Origin of the sequence: Paenibacillus salivarius (assembly GCF_051307165.1) — a bacterium.
In the GTDB taxonomy this organism is placed as follows: Bacteria; Bacillota; Bacilli; order Paenibacillales; family Paenibacillaceae; genus Fontibacillus.
The window spans coordinates 4,391,228-4,414,665 of record NZ_CP195592.1 but is presented as its reverse complement, the minus strand read 5'-3'; the positions used below and the strand labels follow the sequence as shown (position 1 = coordinate 4,414,665).

Annotated in this window: 23 protein-coding genes; 17 read left to right on the top strand and 6 right to left on the bottom strand. The window is 50.3% G+C overall.

What is annotated here, in order from left to right; all coding sequences use genetic code 11:
• Window positions 1-195: 195 nt before the first annotated feature.
• On the top strand, window positions 196-3,012 hold the full coding sequence (locus ACSFXJ_RS20430) for an alpha-amylase family glycosyl hydrolase (RefSeq protein WP_435922194.1): 2,817 nt from the start codon (window positions 196-198) through the stop codon (window positions 3,010-3,012).
• A gap of 80 nt (window positions 3,013-3,092) precedes the next feature.
• Here ACSFXJ_RS20430 and ACSFXJ_RS20425 read toward each other — a convergent pair whose 3' ends face one another.
• Window positions 3,093-3,602 carry a bactofilin family protein gene (locus ACSFXJ_RS20425; RefSeq protein ID WP_435922193.1) on the bottom strand — a complete coding sequence of 170 codons (510 nt, stop codon included), beginning with the start codon at window positions 3,600-3,602 and terminating at the stop codon, window positions 3,093-3,095.
• Window positions 3,603-3,607: 5 nt separating this feature from the next.
• Window positions 3,608-4,648, bottom strand: a complete 1,041-nt coding sequence (locus ACSFXJ_RS20420; protein WP_435922192.1) for a peptidoglycan DD-metalloendopeptidase family protein — start codon at window positions 4,646-4,648, stop codon at window positions 3,608-3,610.
• 174 nt (window positions 4,649-4,822) lie between these two features.
• Between ACSFXJ_RS20420 and ACSFXJ_RS20415 the strand changes: the two genes are divergently transcribed.
• From ACSFXJ_RS20415 to ACSFXJ_RS20405, 3 genes are all read left to right on the top strand, one after another.
• A complete protein-coding gene (locus tag ACSFXJ_RS20415) occupies window positions 4,823-5,923 on the top strand; it encodes a ParM/StbA family protein (RefSeq protein ID WP_435922191.1) in 1,101 nt (366 codons plus the stop codon).
• A 156-nt stretch (window positions 5,924-6,079) separates the two neighbouring features.
• Window positions 6,080-6,499, top strand: a complete 420-nt coding sequence (locus tag ACSFXJ_RS20410) for a DUF6157 family protein (protein ID WP_435922190.1) — start codon at window positions 6,080-6,082, stop codon at window positions 6,497-6,499.
• Between the two features lie 38 nt (window positions 6,500-6,537).
• Window positions 6,538-7,341, top strand: a complete 804-nt coding sequence (locus tag ACSFXJ_RS20405) for an aminoglycoside N(3)-acetyltransferase (protein ID WP_435922189.1) — start codon at window positions 6,538-6,540, stop codon at window positions 7,339-7,341.
• A 23-nt stretch (window positions 7,342-7,364) separates the two neighbouring features.
• Here ACSFXJ_RS20405 and cysK read toward each other — a convergent pair whose 3' ends face one another.
• Window positions 7,365-8,297 (bottom strand): cysteine synthase A, encoded by a 933-nt coding sequence (cysK, locus tag ACSFXJ_RS20400; RefSeq protein ID WP_435922188.1) that lies wholly within the window; start codon window positions 8,295-8,297, stop codon window positions 7,365-7,367.
• 212 nt (window positions 8,298-8,509) lie between these two features.
• Here cysK and ACSFXJ_RS20395 point away from each other — a divergent pair, with 212 nt between their 5' ends.
• On the top strand, window positions 8,510-9,016 hold the full coding sequence (locus ACSFXJ_RS20395) for a hypothetical protein (RefSeq protein ID WP_435922187.1): 507 nt from the start codon (window positions 8,510-8,512) through the stop codon (window positions 9,014-9,016).
• Here the strand turns inward: ACSFXJ_RS20395 and ACSFXJ_RS20390 are convergent.
• The gene (locus ACSFXJ_RS20390; RefSeq protein ID WP_435922186.1) at window positions 9,003-9,890 is read right to left on the bottom strand and encodes a hypothetical protein; all 888 of its coding nucleotides are present in this window, start codon (window positions 9,888-9,890) and stop codon (window positions 9,003-9,005) included. The two genes, ACSFXJ_RS20395 and ACSFXJ_RS20390, sit on opposite strands and share 14 nt — an antisense overlap.
• Before the next feature lie 264 nt (window positions 9,891-10,154).
• Between ACSFXJ_RS20390 and ACSFXJ_RS20385 the strand changes: the two genes are divergently transcribed.
• Window positions 10,155-10,472 carry a YciI family protein gene (locus tag ACSFXJ_RS20385; protein ID WP_435922185.1) on the top strand — a complete coding sequence of 106 codons (318 nt, stop codon included), beginning with the start codon at window positions 10,155-10,157 and terminating at the stop codon, window positions 10,470-10,472.
• A gap of 301 nt (window positions 10,473-10,773) precedes the next feature.
• Here ACSFXJ_RS20385 and ACSFXJ_RS20380 read toward each other — a convergent pair whose 3' ends face one another.
• The gene (locus tag ACSFXJ_RS20380; RefSeq protein WP_435922184.1) at window positions 10,774-12,741 is read right to left on the bottom strand and encodes an ABC-F family ATP-binding cassette domain-containing protein; all 1,968 of its coding nucleotides are present in this window, start codon (window positions 12,739-12,741) and stop codon (window positions 10,774-10,776) included.
• 246 nt (window positions 12,742-12,987) lie between these two features.
• On the opposite strand from ACSFXJ_RS20380, the gene ACSFXJ_RS20375 reads away from it, so the two are divergent.
• The 10 genes from ACSFXJ_RS20375 to ACSFXJ_RS20330 all read left to right on the top strand — a co-directional run bounded on the left by ACSFXJ_RS20375 (window position 12,988) and on the right by ACSFXJ_RS20330 (window position 21,389).
• The gene (locus ACSFXJ_RS20375) at window positions 12,988-13,617 is read left to right on the top strand and encodes a 5-formyltetrahydrofolate cyclo-ligase (RefSeq protein WP_435922183.1); all 630 of its coding nucleotides are present in this window, start codon (window positions 12,988-12,990) and stop codon (window positions 13,615-13,617) included.
• A 20-nt stretch (window positions 13,618-13,637) separates the two neighbouring features.
• A complete protein-coding gene (gene moaC, locus ACSFXJ_RS20370; RefSeq protein WP_435922182.1) occupies window positions 13,638-14,147 on the top strand; it encodes a cyclic pyranopterin monophosphate synthase MoaC in 510 nt (169 codons plus the stop codon).
• A gap of 52 nt (window positions 14,148-14,199) precedes the next feature.
• Window positions 14,200-14,685 carry a MogA/MoaB family molybdenum cofactor biosynthesis protein gene (locus ACSFXJ_RS20365; RefSeq protein WP_435922181.1) on the top strand — a complete coding sequence of 162 codons (486 nt, stop codon included), beginning with the start codon at window positions 14,200-14,202 and terminating at the stop codon, window positions 14,683-14,685.
• A gap of 89 nt (window positions 14,686-14,774) precedes the next feature.
• Window positions 14,775-15,011 carry a twin-arginine translocase TatA/TatE family subunit gene (locus tag ACSFXJ_RS20360; protein WP_435922180.1) on the top strand — a complete coding sequence of 79 codons (237 nt, stop codon included), beginning with the start codon at window positions 14,775-14,777 and terminating at the stop codon, window positions 15,009-15,011.
• A 78-nt stretch (window positions 15,012-15,089) separates the two neighbouring features.
• Window positions 15,090-15,848, top strand: a complete 759-nt coding sequence (gene tatC / locus ACSFXJ_RS20355; RefSeq protein ID WP_435922179.1) for a twin-arginine translocase subunit TatC — start codon at window positions 15,090-15,092, stop codon at window positions 15,846-15,848.
• 311 nt (window positions 15,849-16,159) lie between these two features.
• A complete protein-coding gene (groES, locus tag ACSFXJ_RS20350; protein ID WP_435922178.1) occupies window positions 16,160-16,441 on the top strand; it encodes a co-chaperone GroES in 282 nt (93 codons plus the stop codon).
• Between the two features lie 67 nt (window positions 16,442-16,508).
• Window positions 16,509-18,128, top strand: a complete 1,620-nt coding sequence (gene groL / locus ACSFXJ_RS20345; protein WP_435922177.1) for a chaperonin GroEL — start codon at window positions 16,509-16,511, stop codon at window positions 18,126-18,128.
• Window positions 18,129-18,384: 256 nt separating this feature from the next.
• Entirely contained in the window at window positions 18,385-18,726 is a 342-nt protein-coding gene (locus ACSFXJ_RS20340; protein WP_435922176.1) for a class F sortase, read from the top strand.
• Window positions 18,727-18,866: 140 nt separating this feature from the next.
• Window positions 18,867-19,832 (top strand): amidase domain-containing protein, encoded by a 966-nt coding sequence (locus tag ACSFXJ_RS20335; protein WP_435922175.1) that lies wholly within the window; start codon window positions 18,867-18,869, stop codon window positions 19,830-19,832.
• A gap of 72 nt (window positions 19,833-19,904) precedes the next feature.
• Complete coding sequence (locus tag ACSFXJ_RS20330; protein ID WP_435922174.1) at window positions 19,905-21,389, top strand: oligosaccharide flippase family protein; 1,485 nt, start codon at window positions 19,905-19,907, stop codon at window positions 21,387-21,389.
• Between the two features lie 62 nt (window positions 21,390-21,451).
• On the opposite strand, the gene ACSFXJ_RS20325 is transcribed toward ACSFXJ_RS20330, so the two are convergent.
• Window positions 21,452-22,576 carry an acyltransferase gene (locus ACSFXJ_RS20325; protein WP_435922173.1) on the bottom strand — a complete coding sequence of 375 codons (1,125 nt, stop codon included), beginning with the start codon at window positions 22,574-22,576 and terminating at the stop codon, window positions 21,452-21,454.
• Window positions 22,577-22,709: 133 nt separating this feature from the next.
• Between ACSFXJ_RS20325 and ACSFXJ_RS20320 the strand changes: the two genes are divergently transcribed.
• Window positions 22,710-23,417 carry a helix-turn-helix transcriptional regulator gene (locus tag ACSFXJ_RS20320; RefSeq protein WP_435922172.1) on the top strand — a complete coding sequence of 236 codons (708 nt, stop codon included), beginning with the start codon at window positions 22,710-22,712 and terminating at the stop codon, window positions 23,415-23,417.
• Window positions 23,418-23,438: the final 21 nt, after the last annotated feature.

Sequence of the window (23,438 nt, the reverse complement as noted above, 5' to 3'; positions counted from 1 at the left end):
AGATGAAAATGTAGTTATTCCAGTTTGATCATGCTGAATAACGCTGGTTTATCTGATCTCCGAATATGCATAACGGGAGGAGGATTTGGAAGATTAGTTGCGTTGTAAGCGATTACAACAAGGAGTGTATGCAATACTTTGTTTGGCTATGCCATGTTTGAATTGCGATTTGGAACCAATTAGGAGGGATAGTAGATGAAGTTCAAGAGAATGAGAAAAGGAATCAGCCTTATTGCGGCCTTCGCCATAGCTGTACCGTTGTTATGGGGGTTCGCGGGGCCTGCCCAGAAAGCCGAAGCCGCGAGACTCGGCTTTGACGAGAACGACACCATCTATCAAATTATGGTCGATCGCTTTCACGATGGCGATCCTTCGAATAATGCGACCGGTTCGATGATTCGTTACGGTGAGAACTCCGAAGAGGATTTCCGCTACATGAAGGGCGGAGATTGGCAGGGGGTCATCGATAAGCTGCCATATATTAAAGGCATGGGCTATACCGCGATTTGGATCTCGCCCGTGGCCGAGCCTCAGGTGACGAGCCGGGACAACAACGGGACGGGGCGGAATACGGCATACCACGGCTTTAACGTAAAGGATCCGAATAAGGCCAATCCTTACTTCGGCACAAAGGAAAAGCTGAAAGAGCTGGTGGACAGCGCCCACGATCTCGGGATTAAAGTCATTATCGACGTAGTTCCGAATCATATCGGCGATTACATGTACGGAACCAACAATTACTATGACATTCCCGGCCTGGAGCCGGCCGCGCCGTTCAATAATCCTTCCTGGTATCACCACAACGGCGATATCGATTGGTCCTTGGTGGACGGCAACTACACCCAGTGGGCCCAGGACTATATCGAAAATCATGACCTGGCAGGCCTGGATGATATCGACCACGACAATGTAGCCGCCAAGAACGCGATTTTCAGTTCGATCAAAGGATGGTTCGACTACACGGGAGCGGATGGGATGCGCGTGGATGCCGCCAAGCTGATCAAGCCTTCGGTCATCCGCGAGTTGGAACAATATGTCGGCGTTAATTCCTTTGGCGAAAATTTTGACGGAAATGCGGAATTCGTTTCGCGTTGGGTAGGCAGTAACGGCGAATGGGGAATGCTGGATTTTCCGCTATTCTTCCAAATTCTGAACAGCTTTGCTTACGGCCAATCCTTCGAAACGACCATTAAGCCGACGTTGGCGCAGGATTCTCTTTACAAGGGGAACGAGAATCATATGGTTACCTTCATCGATAACCATGACCGCAACCGTTTCTTGACGGAAGTCGGCGGGGACGTGCAGAAGCTTCAAAATGCGCTGGCTTTTATTTTCACCGTACGCGGCGTGCCGGTCGTATTCCAGGGCACGGAGCAGAACAAAGGCAACGGGAACGGTTCCATCATCACGGGCGGTATCGCCGATACATGGAACCGCTGGTCAATGGTGAAGCGCGACAGCAACGGGAACGTGATTACCGATTATTTTAATCCGAATACGGATACGTACCAATTCGTAGCCAAGCTCAACAAGCTTCGTCAGGATTATCCGGCGCTTCGCACCGGCAAACAAAGAGAAATGTGGTCGGCGGCTAATCTCTACGCCTTCTCCCGCAAGATCGACTCCGGCACAAATGCGGGAGATGAAGTCATCTCGGCGTTCAACAACTCCGGCAACTCGATCACCCAAACCATTCCGCTCCGTACGGAAAGCGCGCTGACCGTCGGAACGACATTAACGAACCTGATGAATCCTTCGGAGACGATAACGGTTCAAGCGGGAGGAGTCACGGGCAAACAAATCACCATCACCGTCAACGGCAATTCCAACAAAATCTTTGCGGTGAAGAAAACGGCGGTAGATACGCAGGCACCGACCGTCCCCGGCAATGTGACGGCCGTATTGAACGGGAATACGGGAGCGAGTGTAAGCTGGACCGCGTCGACGGACAATGTAGGAGTAACTGCATATGAGGTTTATCGGAATGGGGTCAAGATCGCATCGGTAACGGGAACTTCATACAACGATACGGGATTGCAGCCGGAAACGGCGTATTCCTACACCGTCAAAGCGAAGGATGCGGCCGGGAATGAGTCCGCCTTTAGCAACGCCGCGGAAATAACGACGCCAGCGGTAGTTCCGGATACGGAAGCGCCTACCGTTCCCGGCAATGTAACGGCAACGTTGGTCGGGGCCAATGGAGTCCAGATCAGTTGGAGCGCATCGAGCGATAATGTAGGGGTAACCGGGTATGAGATTTACAGGGACGGGGTTTTATTGACTACGGTATCCGCAACCTCCTATCAGGACACGACTTTGCAGCCGAATACGACTTACGCCTATACCGTAAAGGCCAAGGATGCAGCGGGGAATGTATCCGGGCCGAGCAATTCCGTCACTGTGACGACACCGCAAGGGAATTCCGTAACGGTTTATTATAAAACATCCTACGCAACTCCTTATATTCACTACAAAATTGACGGACAGAACGATTGGACGACAGTTCCGGGAGTAGCGATGACGCCGGCCGCGCAGCCGGGTTACTTTACGATCAATCTGCCTGTGGGAACGGCGACGGGAATAACAGCCGCCTTCAATAACGGCAGCGGAACATGGGATAACAATAACGGCAATAATTATCGTTTCTCCACAGGCACCTGGACGTTGGTGAACGGAAATATTACGGAAGGCGAGCCCCAGGCGGACAGCTTGACGTTTACCGTAAACGTCCCGTCCAATACGACCGAAAGCGATACGGTATTCATCGCCGGAGATTTCAACGGATGGAACCCGGCGGACCCGGCCTATCAGCTTACCCGTCAAGCGGATGGAACTTACAAGATCAAGCTTGATTTTGCTGCGGGCACAACGCTTTCGTACAAATTGACGCGCGGAAGCTGGGGGTCCGTCGAAGCGAACGGAAACGGCAGCGACATCGCCAACCGCACGCTGACCACTTCCGGAGGGGGAGAAAACGTTACGCTTACCGTTCAACGCTGGAAAGATCGGTAAGAGGCGGGATTTGCAATTCCGCTAACGGAGGGAAGCCCCGTACCGTAATACCGGTGCGGGGCTTCGTTATGGGCGTTCATTTACCAAGTTTTATAAACGGATTCTTCGTTTCGGGGCTGAGGGTTGACGTCCTTCGAATCAGGTTCGGCCGCGGCTGCAACTTCCTTTGCGGGGCTTCCGGCCGCAAGTGCGTCCTTTTTATCGAGGGTATCGGAAGACGGGGCAAGGGAGTCCGTCAGGCCGTCCATCCGGCTCGTTCCCTCAAATACGCTGCCCTCCTCGATCGAAAGCGAAGCCGCGGAGATGTTTCCGCGAAGCTTGCCTTTGGACGTGATGGAAAGCTTTTGCCGGGCCTGTACATTTCCGTTGACGGTGCCGGCGATAATGATGTTTCTCGCGGTAATGATGTTGGATTCGACCGTTCCTTTTTCCCCGATCGTGACATCCCCTTCGCAATCGATATCCCCGATGACCTGGCCCTCGATGCGAACTCCGGCGGCCGACGTGATTTTCCCTTCGAAAGTACTGCCTTCTCCGATCAGGGTATCGGTCGAGTTGGGGTCGAGCTTCACATTTTTGTTTTTAAACATTTCCATTATTCATCCTTCCCGGGAGTGGTTAAGTAATCCAGCGGATCAACAGGTTGGCCGTTCTTGACCACTTCAATATGTAAATGGGGACCGGTGCTTCTTCCGGTGGATCCCAGAAGCCCGATTTTGTCTCCTTGTTTGACGGCATCCCCCTTGACGGCGAGAGCCTCCTCCAGGTGCATATAGATCGTTTGCAGCCCGGAAGGATGGGACATGGTGACGTAATTGCCCCGGGCGGAGCTGTAACCGGTGTCCGTGACTTTTCCGTCCGCGGCGGCATAGACCGGATCTCCGACATGTCCGCCGATATCGAGCCCGTTATGCGTTGTGAGTCTGCTCGAAAACGGATCGCTGCGCGTCCCGAATTCCGAGGTGATCCGCGTCGAATCCGTCGGCCAATACGTCGGCAGGATTCGCATCATTTCTTTGTACTTTTCCACGTTGACCTTTGTTTGCTCGAGCCTTGTCTGCAGTTCCGGCATTTCATGAAGCGATGCGGTGATGCTTGTTTCCGTTTCGGTAATCAGGGCGCGGATTTCCTCTTCCGACAGGGGGATTGACTCTCCGCCCATGCCGTTTAATTTATCTTGTTGGCCGTTTACGCCGGCCACGGTTTGGCCCGAAGGGGTGCTGGATCCGGCGGAGGCTTCCTTAACCTGCCTGCTTCCGCTTGTAATCGCCTTGAGCTCCGCCTCGAGCTTCTCCAGTTCCTGCATTTTGGACTCAATCGTTTTGGATTTCTCTGACAATTCCACGAGCTCCGTCAGCAATTCGTCAATGGCCTGTTCCTTGTCGTTAACCGTGCTTTGCAGCGAAGCCGTGGAGGCGGATAGCTCTGCTTTCAGTGAAACGATGCGGCTGGTATGGCTTCGGTTAAGGAGAAACAGAACCAATACAAGACCGATCACTACGATAAGGGAGACAAGAAGCGACATAAGCATCGCCGATTTTATTTTGAAGCGGAAAACCGGGCTGGTGCCTTCAGGCACGATGAGCACGGTGAATTTTCGGTTTGCTGATTTTAAGCGGTTGAACCCGAATTTCATAACTGCTGATATCCTCCTGAATCATTGCATTTTCGTCCAAAAGTAGTTATTCGGCAAATAGTCCCAAAACCCTGCATTTTATAAAAAAAACGTTCGGAAAGTCACAAAGAAAGAAGGATTTTGTCAGAAAAGAGCGAACTCAGGTATATAGCTAGTTTGGTTAAGGAGGTCATTATGATTAAATTTGCCGGTATAGATGTCGGTAACGATAGCGTAAAAGTCGTTGTGGAGGGTTCCCCGCGTCCTATATTGATTCCAAGCATCGTATCTCCCGGGTATGACAGACATGTGCTTCAAGAGGAAGATTCGCCTTTAAAGGCCCTCGATGTCCAGGTCCGCAGTCCCAAGTTAAAAAGGAATAACCAGCGTTTTTTTGTCGGCCTTCTGGCCATGGAGGACCAGGACAACTCCGAGTTGGAAGAAACGGATAACAAGGCGACGAGCGATCAGTCCCTGGTCGTAGCTCTGACGGCGCTCGCTTATGCGGCTGTTGCGGGCCAGTCTTATCCGCCGGCCGGCGGAGTGGAAGAGGCGGAGTACATCATTGGAACGGGGTTGCCGGTTCGGACTTTTGTCGCATTTCATAAAGCATTTGAAGAACGGTTGGTAGGGGAGCATGAAGTCACGTTTCTTTCGACTCCGGAGCTTCGCGGACGTACGGTGCGCATTATTATCCGCCGTGCCGTAGTTTCCGTGGAAGGGGCGGCCGCACTTTATCATCTGGGAACCAACGAGTTTCTTCAAGTGAGAAGCGAAGAAATACATAACGGGTGCATCGGTATTTGCGAAATCGGGGCGCTGACAACCGACTTTCCGGTCGTGAAACGGATGAATATCGATAACCAGTTCAGTACCGGCGAACAATTCGGTCTGGCGACCTATCTCGATTCGATTATTCGCGATGTCGAGGATAAGTTCGGCTACCGATTCCCAAGCCGTACCAAACTGATCGGCCGGATCCGCAACCGCGAATTTACGGTTCAACGGGTTGGAGAAGGCAAGGCGGATATTCGTCCGATCGTGGATATGTATTTTAGCCGTGCTGCACAAAAATTGGTCGACTTGATTCGCAAGCGCTGGAAGAAGTACCCGGATATCGAGTGCTTCTACGTTCTGGGAGGCGGGGCATCCGCATTGCGGTCGTACATTTTGGAAGCCGCGGAGGGAATGCGTCTGCGGTTTGAAGAAGACAGCGAACTGTTGAACGTGCAAGGCTATTTGAAACTCGCCAAAAGCAAAGCCGGAGGACAGGTGCCGAACGGCGGACAGGCTTAAGCGAGGTTTCTTCAGTACAGATTTACGTCATGGGTTGAATCCGTCATATCGGGTTCAACCTTTTTTTGTAGGAAACGCAATAAACCGGGTGTATAATGTTGGGAAATGATTTGAAAAAAATTAGTCTTGACGGAAATACGGAAGGAGACATTGCGGGTGAGTTATAAAAATACATTCATTCTGGTTTCGCCGGATTGTCCTGTCGCGGAAGGCGTCGTGCCGGTCTCGGACAAGGAGCGGAAGCCGATTCATGTCATCCAGTACGAACTGCTTGCGGGGCATCCGTATAAATACGATTACGAAGAACTGCTGTTTGAAACCCATATCCGGCACAAACAAATTTCCGAAGAGGAACTCCACGAGCGCGGGCAAGAAATACGGAGCGAATTGTTCGCCAAAAAGCATGCCTGCCTGCGCTCGTCCGCGCTGCCCAAAAAATACGGGTGGGGCATTCATTACAATGAAGAAGGAAAAATCGCCGTCTATCCTGCGCATTCTCCGGAATATAAAAGGTTCGCGGCGTCCGAAGAACCCGGGATTCAATTGTTGTTCGGAATGCGAAGCCGGAAAGCGTAAAGATTTATTGAAACAAGGAAAAGGAGATACAACAAGATATGGAACCATTGCAAGGAACTCTTATCACGACGGAAACGCTCAAGGCCGACCTCGTCGCCTTGGGCGTCAAAGAAGGAATGACGCTGCTCGTACATTCCTCATTCAAATCCTTGGGCCAATGGGTTGCCGGGGGGCCGGTTGCGGTGATCTTGGCGCTAGAGAACGCGCTTGGCGATTCGGGAACGTTGGTGATGCCCACCCATTCGAGTGACCTGAGCGACCCGGCAGGCTGGATGAATCCGCCGGCACCGACCGAATGGTGGGAACAAATCCGCGAGCAGATGCCCGCCTATGATCCGGATTTGACTTCTACGAGTCATATGGGGATCATTCCGGAGCTTTTCCGCAAGCAGGGGGGCACCATACGGAGCGCTCATCCGCAAGTTTCGTTTGCGGCACGGGGGCCGAAGGCCGAGTTTATTACCGGGAACCACGGCCTTGAATACGGACTTGGAGAAGGCTCTCCGCTGGCCAGGATCTATGATGAGGACGGCTGGGTCCTGCTTCTCGGCGTCGGACACACCAATAATACGTCAATTCATCTAGCTGAGTACCGTGCGGACTATCCGAGCAAAAAAGAAACCGTCGGCAAGGCGCCCCTGATCGTGGACGGCTTGAGACGGTGGGTAGAATTTCGCGATATTGAACTGGATTCGGACGATTTCGCGGAAATCGGGTCCCGCTTTGAACGTGAACAGGGTTTGGTTCTTCGCGGAAACATTGCGGGCGCCGGCTCGCTATTGATGCCTCAAAGAGCGCTGGTCGATTACGCGACGGACTGGATGAGACATAACCGGCAGTAATTCACCGGGACATCAGATTGAGATCATTCGTCTCCGAAAATCCCCATGCTCAAGTATCTTTCCCCGGTGTCTGGAGCGATGCAGAGCACTCTTTTACCTTTGCCAAGCTTACGGGCAAGCTGAAGCGCGGTCCAGACGGACGCGCCGGAAGACGGGCCGACGAGGATGCCTTCGCGGGCGGCGAGCAGCCGTACCGTATCAAGTGCGTCGCGATCTTCGACCTGTACGATTTCGTCGTACACGCCCGTATTCAGCACCTGCGGGATGAAGCCGGGACTCGTCCCCACCAGCTTATGGGGGCCGGGACTTCCTCCCGAAAGTACCGGGGAGCCCTTCGGTTCGACGACGATGATCCGGATTTCCGGCAAGTGCTCCCGCAAATATTCCCCTGTCCCCGTAATGGTCCCCCCGGTTCCGGACGTCGCGACAAATGCATCGAGCCTGCCATCCATTTGGCCGAGAATTTCCGGTCCGGTGGTAATCCGATGGATATCGGGGTTGGCCGTATTTTTGAACTGATGGGGGATGAAGCTGCCGGGAATTTGTTTATGCAGCTCCAGAGCCTTCTCAATCGAGCCCGGCATGCGTTTTTCAGCGGGTGTCAGCACGATTTGGGCACCGTAAGCCCGAAGCAGATTGATTCTTTCTTTTGTCATATTTTCGGGCATGACCAGAATGGCTTTGTATCCTTTGGCCGCCGCGTTCATCGCCAGGCCGATGCCCGTGTTGCCGCTGGTCGGTTCGATGATGGTGCCGCCCGGCTGCAGAAGCCCCGCCTTTTCGGCCTCAGAAATCATATGTGAAGCGGCACGGTCTTTTACGCTCCCGCTTGGATTAAAGTATTCGAGCTTCACGTACACCTCGGCGTCCGATTCGCGGGTTATCCGGTTCAGCCGAACCACAGGCGTCTCTCCGACGAGTTCGGTAATGCTGTTGGCCACTTTAAGGTTTTTCACGCATCATACCTGCCTTCGTATTTTTGAAATAACGAATATTTATCAGTCTATTTTACTTCTGCATGGTGTCCGGATACAAGCGGGACAAATCGCGTTTCCAAAGTACCCCTGCCTATGGTAAAGTAAGACTGACAACGAAGACGAAGCCGACGCGGTTTCGTTTTCTTTTTTTTTATAACGGTAGTGGCAAAAATCACAAAGAAAGAAGAGGGATGGTTCTGACGAAAAATAGGCAAGGAAAAAAGCCGATCACGGTATGGTTGTTGATCGGACCGCACGGATTTTTGGGATTCGGAGCGGTGTATGGCGGGGGCGCGTTTGTTATAGATCCCAGCGGACAATTGCTTCGCATCCCTACGGAAATGATGCAGGTTCCTTTGTTTCCCGATTATTTGATTCCGGGCCTGCTCCTGCTGGTTCTCCTGGGCTTATGTCCGCTGGGAGTCATGGTTTCCCTGCTTCTGAGAAAACCGTGGACAATGGGAGAAAGGCTGAATATATTCAGAGCCGCCCATTGGTCCTGGTCTTTCTCCCTGTATATCGGGTTTGCCCTTCTGGTCTGGATTATGGTGCAGCTTTATATCCTAAAAGCGACGTATGCAATCCATATCGTTTATATGACGCTAGGCTTGGCCATTCAAGCGGTAACGCTCCTTCCCTCCGTTCGCGGATTTTATGAACGTCCGGAAGGTGAAGGTAAAGGGATTACCATGTATTAATTTCCGAACGCTTCCAAGTATCCTTGGCTACGCAAATATAAATATAGTTTTCGTCCCATGCGATGTCCCCTTGATTGCCCGGTGAATTGGACGATGTCGGCGTTTTCGACTCGCGGATCCGGATACTGTCACCGGAGACATCCAGCTTGCTTTCCGGTTGATTCGTCCCGATCCCGACATTGCCTTCGCTTCGGCTCACGGTCAAGGCGCTGTCGATCGCTTCGCCTTTGTCGTCATAACGAATGAGGTTGAAATTGGCGCCGGCATTGCCGCTCTTTTCGCCGCTGTCGGCACGAAGGGTCCAGAGCGGTGTGGTGACGTTATCTTTGCCGCTTTTTGCGAACTGGATATCCCGTTTGCCTTCGGCAGCGACTCTCAAAATTCCGTCCATAACGTTGAAATTGGAGGAATGGGTCCGAATGTCCGCAACATCGGTATCGTACGGGATTTCAAACCGGGTGAACAGCTGATCCTTGTACTTGCCGTCAGGAGACATCGTCGTTTCTATGGAAATATGCTTGTGGTCATGCTGCTCGGGATTATTCGCTTTATCGTGAGAGACGATTGCGGTTTTGTCGTTTCCTTGTTCATCGGCCCAAGAAATGGCGGGCTTGGCCCGTTCGGCCGTCCATTGCAAACGGATCAGGTCGGATAAATGGCCTTCGGATGCGATCCATTTTTGATCTGTCGAAAGATGGATCCGTTCATTATGCGGCAAAGCAATCCCGCCGCCCGGCAAGGTAGATTCCTCGAAAGCAGGGGAGGAAGAGGCGGAGGAAGCGGAGCCTTCCGCAGCGCCAAACAACTGACACCCTCCCAACAAAGAAAGACTTGCCCCTAATGCTGCAAGGGAGGCGATTTTTACCAGCTTCATTTCGTTTCTCTCCTTTTTTTATATAAGATGAACCGTTGAAATGGATGGGGGGGCAAGCACGTAATATCTTCCTCCTTGCCTGCATCTTTTTTCAAAAGTTCACCTTATATAACTTTTTATTTTAATTCCTATTGAAATGATTGTGTTTTTTAGTGGAAATGACAATAGGTATTTGGAATGGTTTGCTAGAATAGTTTGTTCAAGGGAATGGAGACGACCCTATTTTTGGGAAAATAGAATCAGAAGGAAAGGAAGCAAGAGGATATGCCGGAAAATACGAACAACCAGCCGTTTATGAAGTATGTGATTCTCCTGTCCATGAATCCGGGGAAAAGCTTCACCGAGGATCTGATCCGCGGTCATGTCGCTTATTTAAGGGAATTGGAAGCGCTGGGAAAGCTGGTCATGTGCGGACCGTTTACCGATTATCCGGGCGGAATGGTCATCCTCGAGGCGGAAAACCTGGAGGAAGCAAGGGCATTGGCCGAAAGGGATCCGTTCATTAAATCGGGAACTGAGAACTATGAACTCCGGACCTGGGAGATCTCCAATGAAGACAATAATCACCTGGGCATGGGCTGAAACGGTGCTTGTCAAGGTTGTGGACAAATAAAATCCCGACTCAAGTCCCGAATTGTTGAAAATCGGTTGAAAGCTTGCGTACCAAGCGGTCAACCGTTAATGGATAGGTTGGGGGCAAGATTTTCAGAAAACTGTGGATAATGTTCATAACTTCGTGGATAAATGCTGTTATTTTCAGAAAGCGATTACGAATCCCGAAAAAAAACGACCTTGACGGTCGTTTTTTCCAAGTTCGGGCATAGTTTGGTTGTGGATAATGATGTGGATAATGAAATGTTGAGAAATTTGACAATTATGAAAACTATTCTTCGGCCAGTGATTCCCATTCTTCGTATGCCGCCGCCAATTCCGCTTTATGCTTGTCGATTTCGGATTGGCGCTGCTGGAGTGCCTCATAATTTTGATACACTTCAGGCTCCATTAATTCGGCCTCCAGGGCCGAAATGGTTTCTTCGAGTTCGGCGATCGTTTGTTCAAGCTGCTCCATTTTCCGGAGTCTGGAACGCTCTTGGCGCTTCGCCTGTTTATCCGCCTCGTAATTCGCCGCTCCCGATTTATCGGAAGGACTTGCCGAGGCAATGGCATTGCGGTCCTGGTTTCCGGCAGGTTTGACCGCCCCGGACCCGTTTTGTTCGGCGGCGATTTCCTGCAATTCCTGTTTTTTCGCCAAGTAATCGTCGTAATTGCCCAGGAAATGCTCTGCACCGTTCGGATGCAGTTCCTCAATCCGCTCCGCCATCTTGTTTAAGAAATACCGGTCATGGGATATGAACAGCAAAGTTCCGTCATAATCCAGCAATGCCGATTCCAACACTTCCTTGCTGTACAGATCCAGGTGGTTGGTCGGTTCGTCAAGAATGAGGACGTTGGCTTGCTGCAGCATCAGCTTAGAAAGGGCGACCCTTGCTTTTTCTCCGCCGCTGAGCGCCTTGATCTTTTTGAGCACATCCTCGCCGCTAAACAAAAAGTTGCCGAGCACGCTCCGTACTCTTGCTTCTTCCATATGGGGAAATGCGCTCCATACTTCTTCCAACACCGTATTGTCCGGATTCAGATGGCTCTGTTCCTGATCGTAATAACCGATCTTGACCTTGGTTCCCCAAGTAATGGTACCGGCTGTGGGCTTCAGGTCTCCGGTCAGCATTTTCAGAAGGGTGGATTTGCCGATCCCGTTCGGTCCGATCAACGCGACCGTTTCCCCGCGCCATAAATTGAAGGAGACGTCTTTAAACAAAGGGGTGCCGCCGGGTTCGAACGCATAGGCCAAACCGTCCACATGCAATACGTCTTTACCGCTCATTACTTCGGCTTCAAAAGAAAAGCTGGCTCTCTTCAAATCACCGAGAGGCCGGTCGATGACATCCATCTTTTCCAGCGCTTTTCTTCTGCTCTGGGCCCTTTTTGTCGTCGATGCCCGTACGATGTTGCGTCTAATGAAGTCTTCCATCCGGGCAATTTCATCCTGCTGCTTTTCGTAGAGCTTCATTTGGCTTTCGTACTCCGCCGCTTTCAATTCGATATAACGGCTGTAATTGCCAGTATATCTCCGGGATTGATGCCGCTCGATTTCAACGATGGCCGTAACGAGGCGATCCAGGAAATAGCGGTCATGGGACACGACGAGCAGGGCTCCGGAATAACTTCGCAAATAGTCCTCCAGCCAGGTCAAGGTTTGAATGTCCAGGTGGTTGGTCGGTTCGTCGAGCATAAGCAGGTCCGGGGCCTGGAGCAGAATCCGGGCCAAGGCCAGACGGGTTCTTTGTCCTCCGCTTAACGTCGAGATGATCGTATCTGGTGGAAAAGATCCGAAGCCCATCCCGTGCAGCACGCTGCGGATGCGGGTTTCGATCTCATAGCCGCCATGATCCTTGAACCAGTCCGATTTCTGGGCATACCTTTCGAGCAAGTCCTGATAGGACTTCTCATCATGGGCCAAGGCCGGATCGGCGATTTGCTGTTCCATGCGGCGGAGCTCCTGCTCGGTCTCGGTTAGCTCCGAGAAAACGTCGAGCATTTCCTCCCAAATGGTGCGGTCCGTTTGCAAGCCGCTATTTTGCGCCAGATAACCAACGCGCGTTTCTTTGGCCTTGAATATTTGTCCGCCGTCTGGTGTCAACTCGCCCGCCAAAATTTGCAGCAATGTCGATTTCCCGGCACCGTTTACGCCGACGAGACCGATCCGGTCCCGTTCCAGAACTTGCAGGCTGATGCCGCCGAGTATCGTTGTCACACCGTACAGCTTGGTAATGTCAGTAGCTTGAAGAAGCATGTTGATCCTCCTAAATTTCCACGCACTTATCGAGGTCGTTCAAAAAGTTGTCTGAAATCCCGCTTTTTGAACGCGCACTCATAAAATCAGTGTACATGAAAATCCGGACAATTGCATCGCTCGATCGGTCGTCAAAACGAGGCATTGAAAGGAAGCGGTACCCGAGTTTTCATTTTCCTTCAACAATGATACACTAGGATACAGAAATAGCGGATTCTCGCATTTGGCGGGAGGGAATTTGAAAGATTGAATATTGCGGCGGAAAAAAGAGACCTGAGAACCCGGATGTCCGAAATGCGTGCGGGGCTGCCCTTGGATTCGCGAATCAGGCAATCGGCTGAGGCTTGCCGCCTGGCGGAGGACGAAGTGCTCGGTCCGCTTCGCACCAGAAAAAACAAGAGACTGACGGTGTTCAGTTATTTATCGTTTCGGGACGAACCCGATACGGGGCCGCTTCTTCGCAGCTGTCTGAAACATGGGGACAGGGTTCTTGTCCCGAGGGTGGTCGGCAGCGGTGCGATGAAGTTACATAAGTTAAGCGATGAAACGCAATTGGTTTCCGGAGCCTGGGGAATTCCCGAGCCGGACGAACATGTACCGGAATGGCCTCTGCACCGTTATGCGGAAATCGATCTCGTCATTGTACCCGGCCTGGCTTTTGACCGTCAGGGCGGACGAATCGGATTCGGCGGAGGGTACTATGACCGCTTTATAGCGGAGCTTCAACATGCGGAACGGACCGGAGTAAAGGACAAGCCTGCGATCAGGGCTGCTATCGCATTTCAAGAGCAGATCGTGCCCGAGCCCATTCCGGTTGAAGAACATGATTTCAGACTGGATATGCTGTTCACGGCTTCCGGTACGATATATATATGAAGGAAAGTAGTGAGATTTTAATGGATATGGCAGAAGGCCAAGGGAAATTGACTCACTTTAATGAACAAGGAAGAGCACGGATGGTGGATGTTTCCGGCAAGGAATCGACGATTCGCGTGGCCGTAGCGGAAACAACGGTTACGATGCTCCCCTCCACCCTGGAAGCGATCAAGGCGGGAAAAGTCGGTAAAGGCGACGTGCTTGCCGTTGCCCAAATCGCCGGTATCCAAGGGGCGAAGCGGACGTCGGACTGGATTCCGATGTGCCATCCGCTGCCGTTAACCGGGATTAACCTCGTCTTTTCCGATAATGGACACGATGAGCTATATATTGAAGCTACCGTAAAAACCGAAGGCAAGACAGGGGTGGAAATGGAGGCGCTCACCGCCGTATCGGCGGCGGCCTTGACCGTCTATGATATGTGCAAGGCGCTGCAAAAGGATATGGTGATCGGGCCGACCCAGCTTCGTTCAAAGAGCGGCGGGAAGAGCGGCGATTACTTCCGGCAGCCGGAATCTAACGGACAATAAATAACTGCCGAACGGCAAATAGAGGTTTGTAATTGGATAAGGAGGGTGACTCATGGTTTGGAAAACTGCGATCCTGACGGCAAGCGACAAGGGAGCCAGGGGCGAACGTGAAGATACGAGCGCCCAGGTGATTCGGGAACTGGTGGAGGAAGAACTGGGCGGAGAAATCGTGGAGTACCGGATTGTTCCGGATGAACCGGACGAGATTATCGCCGCTTTGATTGAAATGACGGATTACTTTCAGGCCGATCTCGTGCTGACGACCGGAGGCACGGAGCTCGCGATCCGCGACGTCACTCCGGAAGCTACGCGGAGAGTCATTGAACGGGAGGTTCCGGGGATGGCCGAAGCGATGCGCTATGCGACGATGCAGAAAAATCGCGGCGCCATGCTATTCCGGGGTATCGTAGGTATCCGCGGGCGGACCCTGATCGTCAATTTGCCGGGAACGCCGAAGGGCGTTCATGAGAATTTGGCTGCGATTATGGATCAATTGCCGGAAGCGCTACTCATGGTCACCGGACAATTTCGTCTTTAATCCGCAACTTCCGTAAATTGTACCTTTTCAAATGAAATCATGGACTATTTTTGTAACATAGGTTATGGTATTACTATCTGAAAGGGTTAATGGAAGGAGGGTCAAGCGTGACAGCCGGCCTTTTGTTGATTATTATCGCGGCATTGTTGTTGTTTGGTCCGAATAAATTGCCGGAACTGGGACGGGCCGTAGGCAAAACGTTCCGGGAATTCAAAGACGCTACACGGGACATCGTCGATGACGAACCCGAGGTGAAGAAGTCGGAAGCGGAGCCCGCACCGGTACAGCAGTCTGAACAGAGCAGCCAACGGCGGCTGCCGGAATAAGCATGTGACGTCCCTTCCTGACCGGGAGGGATTTTGTTTGTAATATTTTCGTGCGGAAGGACAAGGGGAGGCAGGCCTGTGGCTGAAAAGACGGAGAAACAAACTGTAGTGGACCATTTGTCGGAGCTCAGGCGGCGTTTGTTTTATGTCGTTGCCGTCTTCGTCGTCGTGCTTGTAGCCGCATTTTTCGTTGTGGACCCGATCTATCACTATTTGACGGTAAATACTCTTTCCGGCGTGCGGATTGAATTGAATGCGTTCTCGTTCTGGGACGGCGTCGGCGTATATATGAAAATTTCCATGCTTGTGGCTTTTGGCATTACTTTGCCGTTTACGCTCTTTCAAATCTGGGCTTTCGTGAGCCCGGGCTTGAGGCCTGTGGAGCGGAAGGCCACGCTTAGATACATTCCTTATGTGTTCTTATTTTTTTTGGCGGGGCTGGCATTCGGTTATTTCGTCGTCTTTCCGCTCGCCATGACGTTTACCGGTTCGTTGAACAAACAGCTCGGCCTGATTGAGACCTATGGAATGGCCGATTATTTCAAGTTCCTGATGAATATCGTACTGCCGATTTCCCTGCTGTTTGAACTGCCGCTCGTCATTTTGTTCCTGACGCAGCTGAGGATTTTGAATCCGGCCCGGCTTCATAAAATGCGGAGAGTCGCTTATTTTATTCTGGTGGTTATATCCGTTATGATTACCCCGGCAGATCTTTTCTCGGCGTTTCTGGTGCTTATTCCGCTTATCCTGCTATATGAACTGAGCGTGCTTTTGTCCAAACGGGTATATAGGAAACAGCTTGCAGCGGATGCGGAGCGGGAGCAAAAATATAAATAGATCGATTACGAAACTCTGTGAACGGTTCATTCCGATTACAGAGTTTCTTTTTTTTAAGAACGGTGATGGTAGGTTTGCGTATGCGTAAAGACGGAATATTTTACCTGGGCCGCGGATAAAATGGTGAGGTGCGTTCGTCCAATTTTTCCTCGCTTCATTTTAACAAAAATTAGATCAAAGACTTGAAATCTTCACTTAAGTTGAGTATCATAAAAAGTGGTTATTAGCACTTGAGTATGTCGAGTGCTAACACAACGTTTACATCAATCCAATTACACAACATATCCAATTTCAAAGGAGGCTGTTTTTTCATGATCAAACCATTAGGTGAACGCGTACTGGTAGAACCGATCGCACAAGAGGAGACTACGTCTTTTGGCATCGTGCTTCCGGACACAGCGAAGGAAAAACCGCAAGAAGGCAAAGTAGTCGCTGTCGGCAGCGGCGCTTTGAAAGACGGGGTTCGCGTACCTCTTGAAGTGAAGGAAGGCGACCGCGTGTTGTTCTCCAAATATGCCGGCACGGAAGTGAAATACGAAGGCAAAGAATATTTGATTATGAAAGAAAGCGACATTCATGCGATCATCGGCTAATCGGCCAAGATGAGAGCATTATACATCGAAAACCAATCAATCATCATTAATAGGGAGGGCTTTAACTATGGCAAAAGAAATCAAATTCAGTGAAGACGCTCGCCGCGCCATGCTGCGCGGGGTTGACACTTTGGCTAACGCCGTAAAAGTTACGCTTGGACCGAAAGGCCGCAATGTCGTATTGGAAAAGAAATTCGGCAGCCCGCTCATCACGAATGACGGCGTAACGATTGCGAAAGAAATCGAACTGGAAGACGCTTTTGAAAACATGGGCGCCCAGCTCGTTAAAGAAGTAGCTACTAAAACGAACGACGTGGCCGGTGACGGTACGACGACGGCAACCGTTTTGGCTCAAGCGCTGATCCGCGAAGGTTTGAAAAACGTTACGGCCGGCGCAAGCCCAATCGGCCTGCGTAAAGGGATCGACAAAGCGGTTCGCACCGCTGTTGAAGAACTGAAGAAAATCTCCAAAACGATCGAAGGCAAGCAATCCATCGCTCAAGTTGCGGCTATCTCCGCTGCAGATGAAGAAGTCGGTCAACTGATCGCCGAAGCGATGGAAAAAGTGGGCAAAGACGGCGTAATTACCGTTGAAGAATCCCGCGGCTTCGCAACCGAACTTGAAGTGGTTGAAGGGATGCAATTCGACCGCGGCTACGTGTCCCCATACATGATTACGGATACGGACAAAATGGAAGCCGTTCTCGACAACCCATACATCTTGATTACCGACAAGAAGATCAGCAGCACGCAAGAAATTCTGCCGATCCTTGAGAAAATCGTTCAACAATCCAGACCACTGCTCATCATCGCCGAAGATCTCGAAGGCGAAGCGCAAGCGATGCTGATCGTGAACAAACTGCGCGGTACATTCAGCGCGGTAGCCGTTAAAGCTCCTGGCTTCGGTGACCGTCGTGAAGCGATGCTGCAAGATATCGCCGCTCTGACCGGTGGTCAAGTCATTACGGAGAAACTGGGTCTTGATCTGAAGAGCACATCCGTTGACCAATTGGGTAACGCTCGTCAAGTTATCGTTACGAAAGAAAACACGACGATCGTGGACGGAAGCGGCGACAAGAACGACATCAACGCCCGCGTTAACCAAATCCGTGCTCAACTGGAAGAAACGACTTCCGAGTTCGACAAAGAAAAACTGCAAGAACGTCTGGCTAAATTGGCCGGCGGCGTAGCGGTTATCAAAGTCGGCGCGGCTACCGAAACCGAACTGAAAGAACGCAAATTGCGCATCGAAGACGCCCTGAACGCTACGCGTGCGGCGGTTGAAGAAGGTATCGTATCCGGCGGTGGCGTAGCCCTCGTGAACGTATACAATGCCGTTGCCGCACTCAGCTTGTCCGGCGACGAAAAAACAGGTTCTGAAATCGTGCTTCGCGCTTTGGAAGAGCCGGTTCGCACGATCGCCGCAAACGCCGGCGAAGAAGGCTCCGTCATCGTTGACCGCCTGAAGAAAGAACAAGTCGGCATCGGCTACAACGCCGCTACCGGCGAATGGGTTAACATGTTCGATGCTGGTATCGTCGACCCTGCGAAAGTAACGCGCTCCGCGCTGCAGCACGCTGCATCCGTAGCCGGCTTGTTCCTGACGACCGAAGCGGTCATCGCCGACAAACCGGAACCGGAAAAACCGGCTATGCCTGACATGGGCGGAATGGGCGGCATGATGTAATCAAGGGGATAAACCCAATAATACCGCTTTTTTAAAAGGCTCCCACAAGGGAGCCTTTCTCTATAAATCAAGGAAAAACGCATATTTTGCAAAATTCTTATTTCCATTTACCAGCCGCAAATATCAAGAGCCTGCGTTCGAGCGCAGGCTCTTGATATTTGCGTTTGGAAGGTGATCCCTAATTTCATTCCGCCGTTTTTTTTCCAGCTGTAATCGTTGTAAAATTGGATACCATATTTTCTGGGACACGGAATTAGTGGGACTTCTATATCCGGGTGTTCTTGCTGGTGCTAAAGGAAACATGGTTATGGATGGACATGTAGACAGTTATACAGGCCCTGCTGTTTTTTTTGATCTGAAAAAATTGAAACCTGGTGATGCGGTTATTGTTCGAAATCGACATTTCGATCGAACATTAACTTACCGAGTCGAATCGGTTGAAGTCTTTAAAAAGGGCGAGGCTCCCATTGAGCGGGTTTTCGGACAAACGGATGAACATCGTTTAAATTTGATAACCTGCACTGGGAAATATAGCCGAAAAAAGAAAGAGCATGAAGAAAGGTTAGTGGTCTTCACTAAATTGGACGGTGAAATATGATTAAAATCGTGAAGTTGACTTTATGTTTTTTAATGTTTGCGGTGGGATGCTTTTGGGGGAAGGAAGCTTCCGCCAATAGTCAAGCTGAACATGAACTTGAAGCGTATTTGAAACAGATATTTGAAAAAAGGGCAAGGGCCATGCTCTACCAAAACGATCAGGTGTTGAAGGTGGATTACTTATCCGAGAAAGCAAGCAAGCATGCCCTTTACAATGAAAAGAGACGAATAAAATACATCAATACTTGGGCCGACAAAAGATCCATCAATATAGTTGGCGCCCAAAGCGAAATAAAGATCGTCCGATTGAAGGTCACGGATGAAACAGCAACCGTTTCTTTGGTACAGTCCCTAAAACTAAGTTACGACTATCTGAATAAATTCGTACCGGTCCAATCCTTTGGAATTGGAACCCGGCATTTCCTGACCATGAAAAAAACAGAGGGGAAATGGTTGATTTCCCGGGAGTGGTACTTAGATCCTTTGGACGAAGATCCCGACAAAATTGCGGAACTGCCAGACGGAGTAGCCCCTTCGGTTCAAAATCGCGAGAAAGTAAGCAACGGAAAAAGGTTTAACAGGCAGCAAGCGGTTGCTTACGCGAACCAGTATGCCGGAACGGCTTGGGGTGCCGGAAATAATCGCAGATACAATCCGAATTATAGGGATTATACAAGTCTCGGGGGGGATTGCACCAATTTTGCCTCCCAAGTGATCGGGGACAAAGCGGGAGGGGGACTTCCCATGACGAAAAGATGGAGGTACAACAAGCAATCCGGCGGAACCCAATTTTGGGTTAGAACGGACTCCTTCAAAAATTTCCTCCTCAATAGCGGATATGGAGAGCAGGTATCTAAGGGAGATTTCCAGCAGATCGTAAAGCCGACAAAAGAAAATCCGGATGGAGCCATAGCACGGTTGCAGCCGGGGGATTTGATCGGTTACATCATCCATGGCAATGATGTTGACCATTTTTCGGTCCTTGTAGGCTATGATGAATATGGATATCCGCTGGTGAATTCGCATACGACCGACCGTTACCGTGTTCCATTTGATCTGGGGTGGGATCGATATACGAAATATGTGCTTATTCATATAAGGGATTAATCAGGCTTGTCAGCATAACTCGGTTTAAAAAGTAATAATAATGAGGTAAGACAATGTACTCTCGGGGGGAACATGAAGAAACCTCATTTATTATTGCAGTCTGCAATGAGAGCCGGTGCAATGACCATGGTCAAATTGCTCGGCTTAATTAGCCGAATCATCCTGGCCAGATTAGTCGGCGCTGAAGGAATTGGTTTATATCAAATGGGGTACTCGTTATACGGCTTCGTCATTATGCTTTTTGGAGGGTTGCCAACGACTTTGGCGATTATTACCGCCAAGAAGCCGGGACAAGGTTGGAAACTCCTGAAAATTTTATCCTTCGGCGTAGCACTAATAGCCGGTATTCTTAGTCAAATTGTGTTTTGGGAATCCCCCCGGATTGCGGTTTTCCTTGGCAACCCTGATTTGCATGGCGCATTGAAAAGCATTGCGCCGGCTATTTTTGCCGCTCCATTACTGGGATTGCTGCGGGGTTATCTGCAGGGCCTCGAACGATTTGGCATTATTGCCGGTTCTGAGGTTATCGAACAAGCTTCGAGAGTGTTTATCATGCTGTTGGTGATTTACTATTGTCTGCCTTCCGGATTAGGGATTATTATCGGTAAAGGATTGTATGCTACCTTCTTGAGCATCATCATTTCTTTTCTCGTATTGATTTTATACATATCACGTCACGGTTTGTACTCGTCCGGCCCACAACAGGATAACTTATCGCTATCGATCAAATGGGTCCTCAGGACGTCGCTCATCATTTCGTTCACCCGTTTATTAGTTCCGGCATCGGAGTTCATAGATGCGATCCTTATTCCAAACCGGCTCATAACAGCGGGATATAGTCCTACTGAAGCCACTTCCATTTTCGGCATTATTACAGGAATGGCGGCTACCGTTGCCTATACTCCTACGCTAATCACGGGGGCCCTGAGCCATACTCTTACCATGAGAATTGCTTCCCAGTGGCAGCGAAAGGAGGAAGGGAAGTTTCGCGAGCTTTTGCGAATCGCAATGAAATTAAGTTGGTTATGGGGGTTGATTTCGGCTTCATTTTTATTCGTTTATGCACAGGAATTATCCTTTTACATATTTCATACCGATAAGGCCGGCGAGTTAATCAAGTTTTTATCGGCTATTCCCTTACTTGTGGGACTGCGGGAAATGACAACCAGCATCCTTTGGGCTCAAGACATTAAAAAGATTCCGTTTTTGGGGTTAATCACCGGAATATGCCTTTCCGCAATCATTCAATATTTTGTTATTGCGATACCGGGCTATGCTTACGTTGGAGCGGCTGCAGGAATTTTGTCCCTGGAAATTGTTTCGCTGGTTTTGAATTTAACTGTGTTCCAAAGAAACTTGAGCTTGATCAAAATTTTACCCTCCGCGTTACTGGACATTGCGGTAATCGGAGGAGGTATCGCCGTTGTAGCCCGGATCAAACCGGATTCGCTCATAAGCTTACCCGAGTTTCTTTTCAGCGGCATTTTCTTCTTTTCTTTGGCGGGGCTTTACATGATCCTCCGGTGTAGGGATTTCGGAAAGTTAAGTTTAAATTAAAAATCCGCCTCACCGGCGCTAGCCGGGGCGGATTTTTTCATCTTTTCAGATATGCAGTTTACCTAAACCTTACCTACGAGCATCTCGCCCAACGACACTTTTATCCGGTTAAGCCCCATGCAGAGCCCCAAGCTGAGCACGGAGCAGAGCAGGAAGGCCACGATCGTTTGGGTGTATACGCCCAGGACTCCCAAATAGGCGACGACCGATCCGCTGACCAGATTCAGGACAAAGGCATGGGCCAAGTAAGCCCCGAAGGAGTACTTCCCGAAAGTGCCCAACAGGCGGGCGGTCCATCCGGATCCGGCGGCGATCTTTTCGGCAAGGAGGAAGACCAGCAGAATCAGCAAAAGGATCGTCGCCATCATAAAGGGCTTTAACGGGGCCGTGACATTCGAACTGAACAGATACGGATTATCCTTCACGCCTTCGTTGATTTCAGCCACCTTAAAGTAGATTTGAATCATGCAGAGGGCCAGAAGCCCGGCGCTGATGATCCACGTTTTCCGTACAAAGGCTTTCCACTGTTCATAATACATGCCTACCCATCCGCCGAGCATAAAATAGAAAATCCAGAAGACGAAATTCCGGTCCAGGTAATTGAAAATAAAGCCCAGGTTCGGATTATCGCTGAATATCTTACCTTGGGACAGGGCGTAGACGAGCAGCAGGTTGATGATGAAAATCCCGACCACGACGGCAAGATGAACTTTCCAGGATCCGCGTTTTGACAACAGAAGCCGGAATAACGGAAACAGCAGATAAAAAGGAATAATCATGACCATAAACCATAGGTGGTAGGAAGCTTTTCCTGTTAGCGCCAGATGAACAATGTCATAAAGCTGCATCCAGGTCGTTTTGGCGGAGCCTCCGCTAAGTAAAGCGATCCAAACATAGTAAAAAACGGTCCAGGCCAGATATGGCACGACAACTTGTCTGAATCTTTTTACTAGAAAGCTCCCGAAATTCAATTTGCCGTCATAGTTGTAAAAGAGCACGACGCCGGTAATGAAAACGAACAGAGGAACCGCATACCTGGTGAGTCCCAGAAAAGTCGTCCCGACGGTCAATACTCCGGGGCTTAATCCCAGCTGATAAAAGAGGCCCGCGATGACGTGCTGCATGACCACGGCCAAAAAGGCCAGACCGCGTAAAACTTCGATTTCCTTCAATTTGGCTTTTCTCAAAACAATTCCCCTCTATTATTTTGGTTATGCCCAGTTTATTAAAGGGGTGAAGGATAGTCAATGCGACAGTGAGGCTTATTTAATTTTTCCGGACCGTCCGCAATCCCGCAACTCTGGCGATTTTGCGTCCCTCATGCGCGGCGAACTTGATGGTTACTTCACGGGGTTCGATCTTTCGCCGGCAGGAGTCACTTTTTTTTGGTTCCACTTTGATCTGGGGGACAGGGTCGCGCTTCTTTCCGAAGACGAAATGAAACGCGAAGCGGAAGAGATTGGCAGCAACATACCGCGCAATTGGTCCGTCCATAGTTTGTATCTTCCCAAATTCATGCACATCGGGCAAAACGACAGAATGAACGTGCTGGCGAACCAAATTCTTCACATCGCCAATTCGAATTATTTGACTTACCAGAGCGTAAATTATCCGTTTACTTCCTTATTGATCGAAATCTCCGAACAGGTGATGAGCAAGCATGGCGTTAGGGGAGGGAGCGCAAGCGGGGACGTCCAATTCGCCAAAATCGCGGAATGGACGAGAATTCATGCGGCCACTTCGCTTACCGTCGCCGGTATTGCCGCCAAATTCAACTATAACAAGGATTATTTAAGCCGTCTGTTCAGGCAGTATGTAGCGATGGGTCCCATGGAATACATTCGGGAAATTCGTATCGGCAAAGCGAAGGAGCTGCTGGCACGGACGACTTTGTCCGTTAAAGAGGTCGCCACGGAGGTCGGCTTCGCGGACGATAAGCATTTTATGCGCGTGTTTAAAAGCTGCGTCAATATGACCCCCAAGCAATTTCGGAACGCCTACCATAAAACGTTTCTTAATAACGATTAAGAAACGGCTGCAAGCCGGGCA

Bases quoted from the DNA above. Each gene is read 5' to 3' on its own strand.
- ACSFXJ_RS20415 (WP_435922191.1), top strand. From the start codon at position 4,823: ATGATTAAATTTGCCGGTATAGATGTCGGTAACGATAGCGTAAAAGTC.
- ACSFXJ_RS20395 (WP_435922187.1), top strand. From the start codon at position 8,510: ATGGTTCTGACGAAAAATAGGCAAGGAAAAAAGCCGATCACGGTATGG.
- groL (WP_435922177.1), top strand. From the start codon at position 16,509: ATGGCAAAAGAAATCAAATTCAGTGAAGACGCTCGCCGCGCCATGCTG.
- groES (WP_435922178.1), top strand. From the start codon at position 16,160: ATGATCAAACCATTAGGTGAACGCGTACTGGTAGAACCGATCGCACAA.
- ACSFXJ_RS20360 (WP_435922180.1), top strand. From the start codon at position 14,775: ATGGAAGGAGGGTCAAGCGTGACAGCCGGCCTTTTGTTGATTATTATC.
- ACSFXJ_RS20385 (WP_435922185.1), top strand. From the start codon at position 10,155: ATGCCGGAAAATACGAACAACCAGCCGTTTATGAAGTATGTGATTCTC.
- ACSFXJ_RS20335 (WP_435922175.1), top strand. From the start codon at position 18,867: ATGCTCTACCAAAACGATCAGGTGTTGAAGGTGGATTACTTATCCGAG.
- ACSFXJ_RS20320 (WP_435922172.1), top strand. From the start codon at position 22,710: ATGCGCGGCGAACTTGATGGTTACTTCACGGGGTTCGATCTTTCGCCG.
- moaC (WP_435922182.1), top strand. From the start codon at position 13,638: ATGGATATGGCAGAAGGCCAAGGGAAATTGACTCACTTTAATGAACAA.
- ACSFXJ_RS20405 (WP_435922189.1), top strand. From the start codon at position 6,538: ATGGAACCATTGCAAGGAACTCTTATCACGACGGAAACGCTCAAGGCC.
- ACSFXJ_RS20380 (WP_435922184.1), bottom strand. From the start codon at position 12,741: ATGCTTCTTCAAGCTACTGACATTACCAAGCTGTACGGTGTGACAACG.
- ACSFXJ_RS20390 (WP_435922186.1), bottom strand. From the start codon at position 9,890: ATGAAGCTGGTAAAAATCGCCTCCCTTGCAGCATTAGGGGCAAGTCTT.
- ACSFXJ_RS20425 (WP_435922193.1), bottom strand. From the start codon at position 3,602: ATGTTTAAAAACAAAAATGTGAAGCTCGACCCCAACTCGACCGATACC.
- ACSFXJ_RS20365 (WP_435922181.1), top strand. From the start codon at position 14,200: ATGGTTTGGAAAACTGCGATCCTGACGGCAAGCGACAAGGGAGCCAGG.
- ACSFXJ_RS20330 (WP_435922174.1), top strand. From the start codon at position 19,905: ATGAAGAAACCTCATTTATTATTGCAGTCTGCAATGAGAGCCGGTGCA.
- ACSFXJ_RS20420 (WP_435922192.1), bottom strand. From the start codon at position 4,648: ATGAAATTCGGGTTCAACCGCTTAAAATCAGCAAACCGAAAATTCACC.
- ACSFXJ_RS20430 (WP_435922194.1), top strand. From the start codon at position 196: ATGAAGTTCAAGAGAATGAGAAAAGGAATCAGCCTTATTGCGGCCTTC.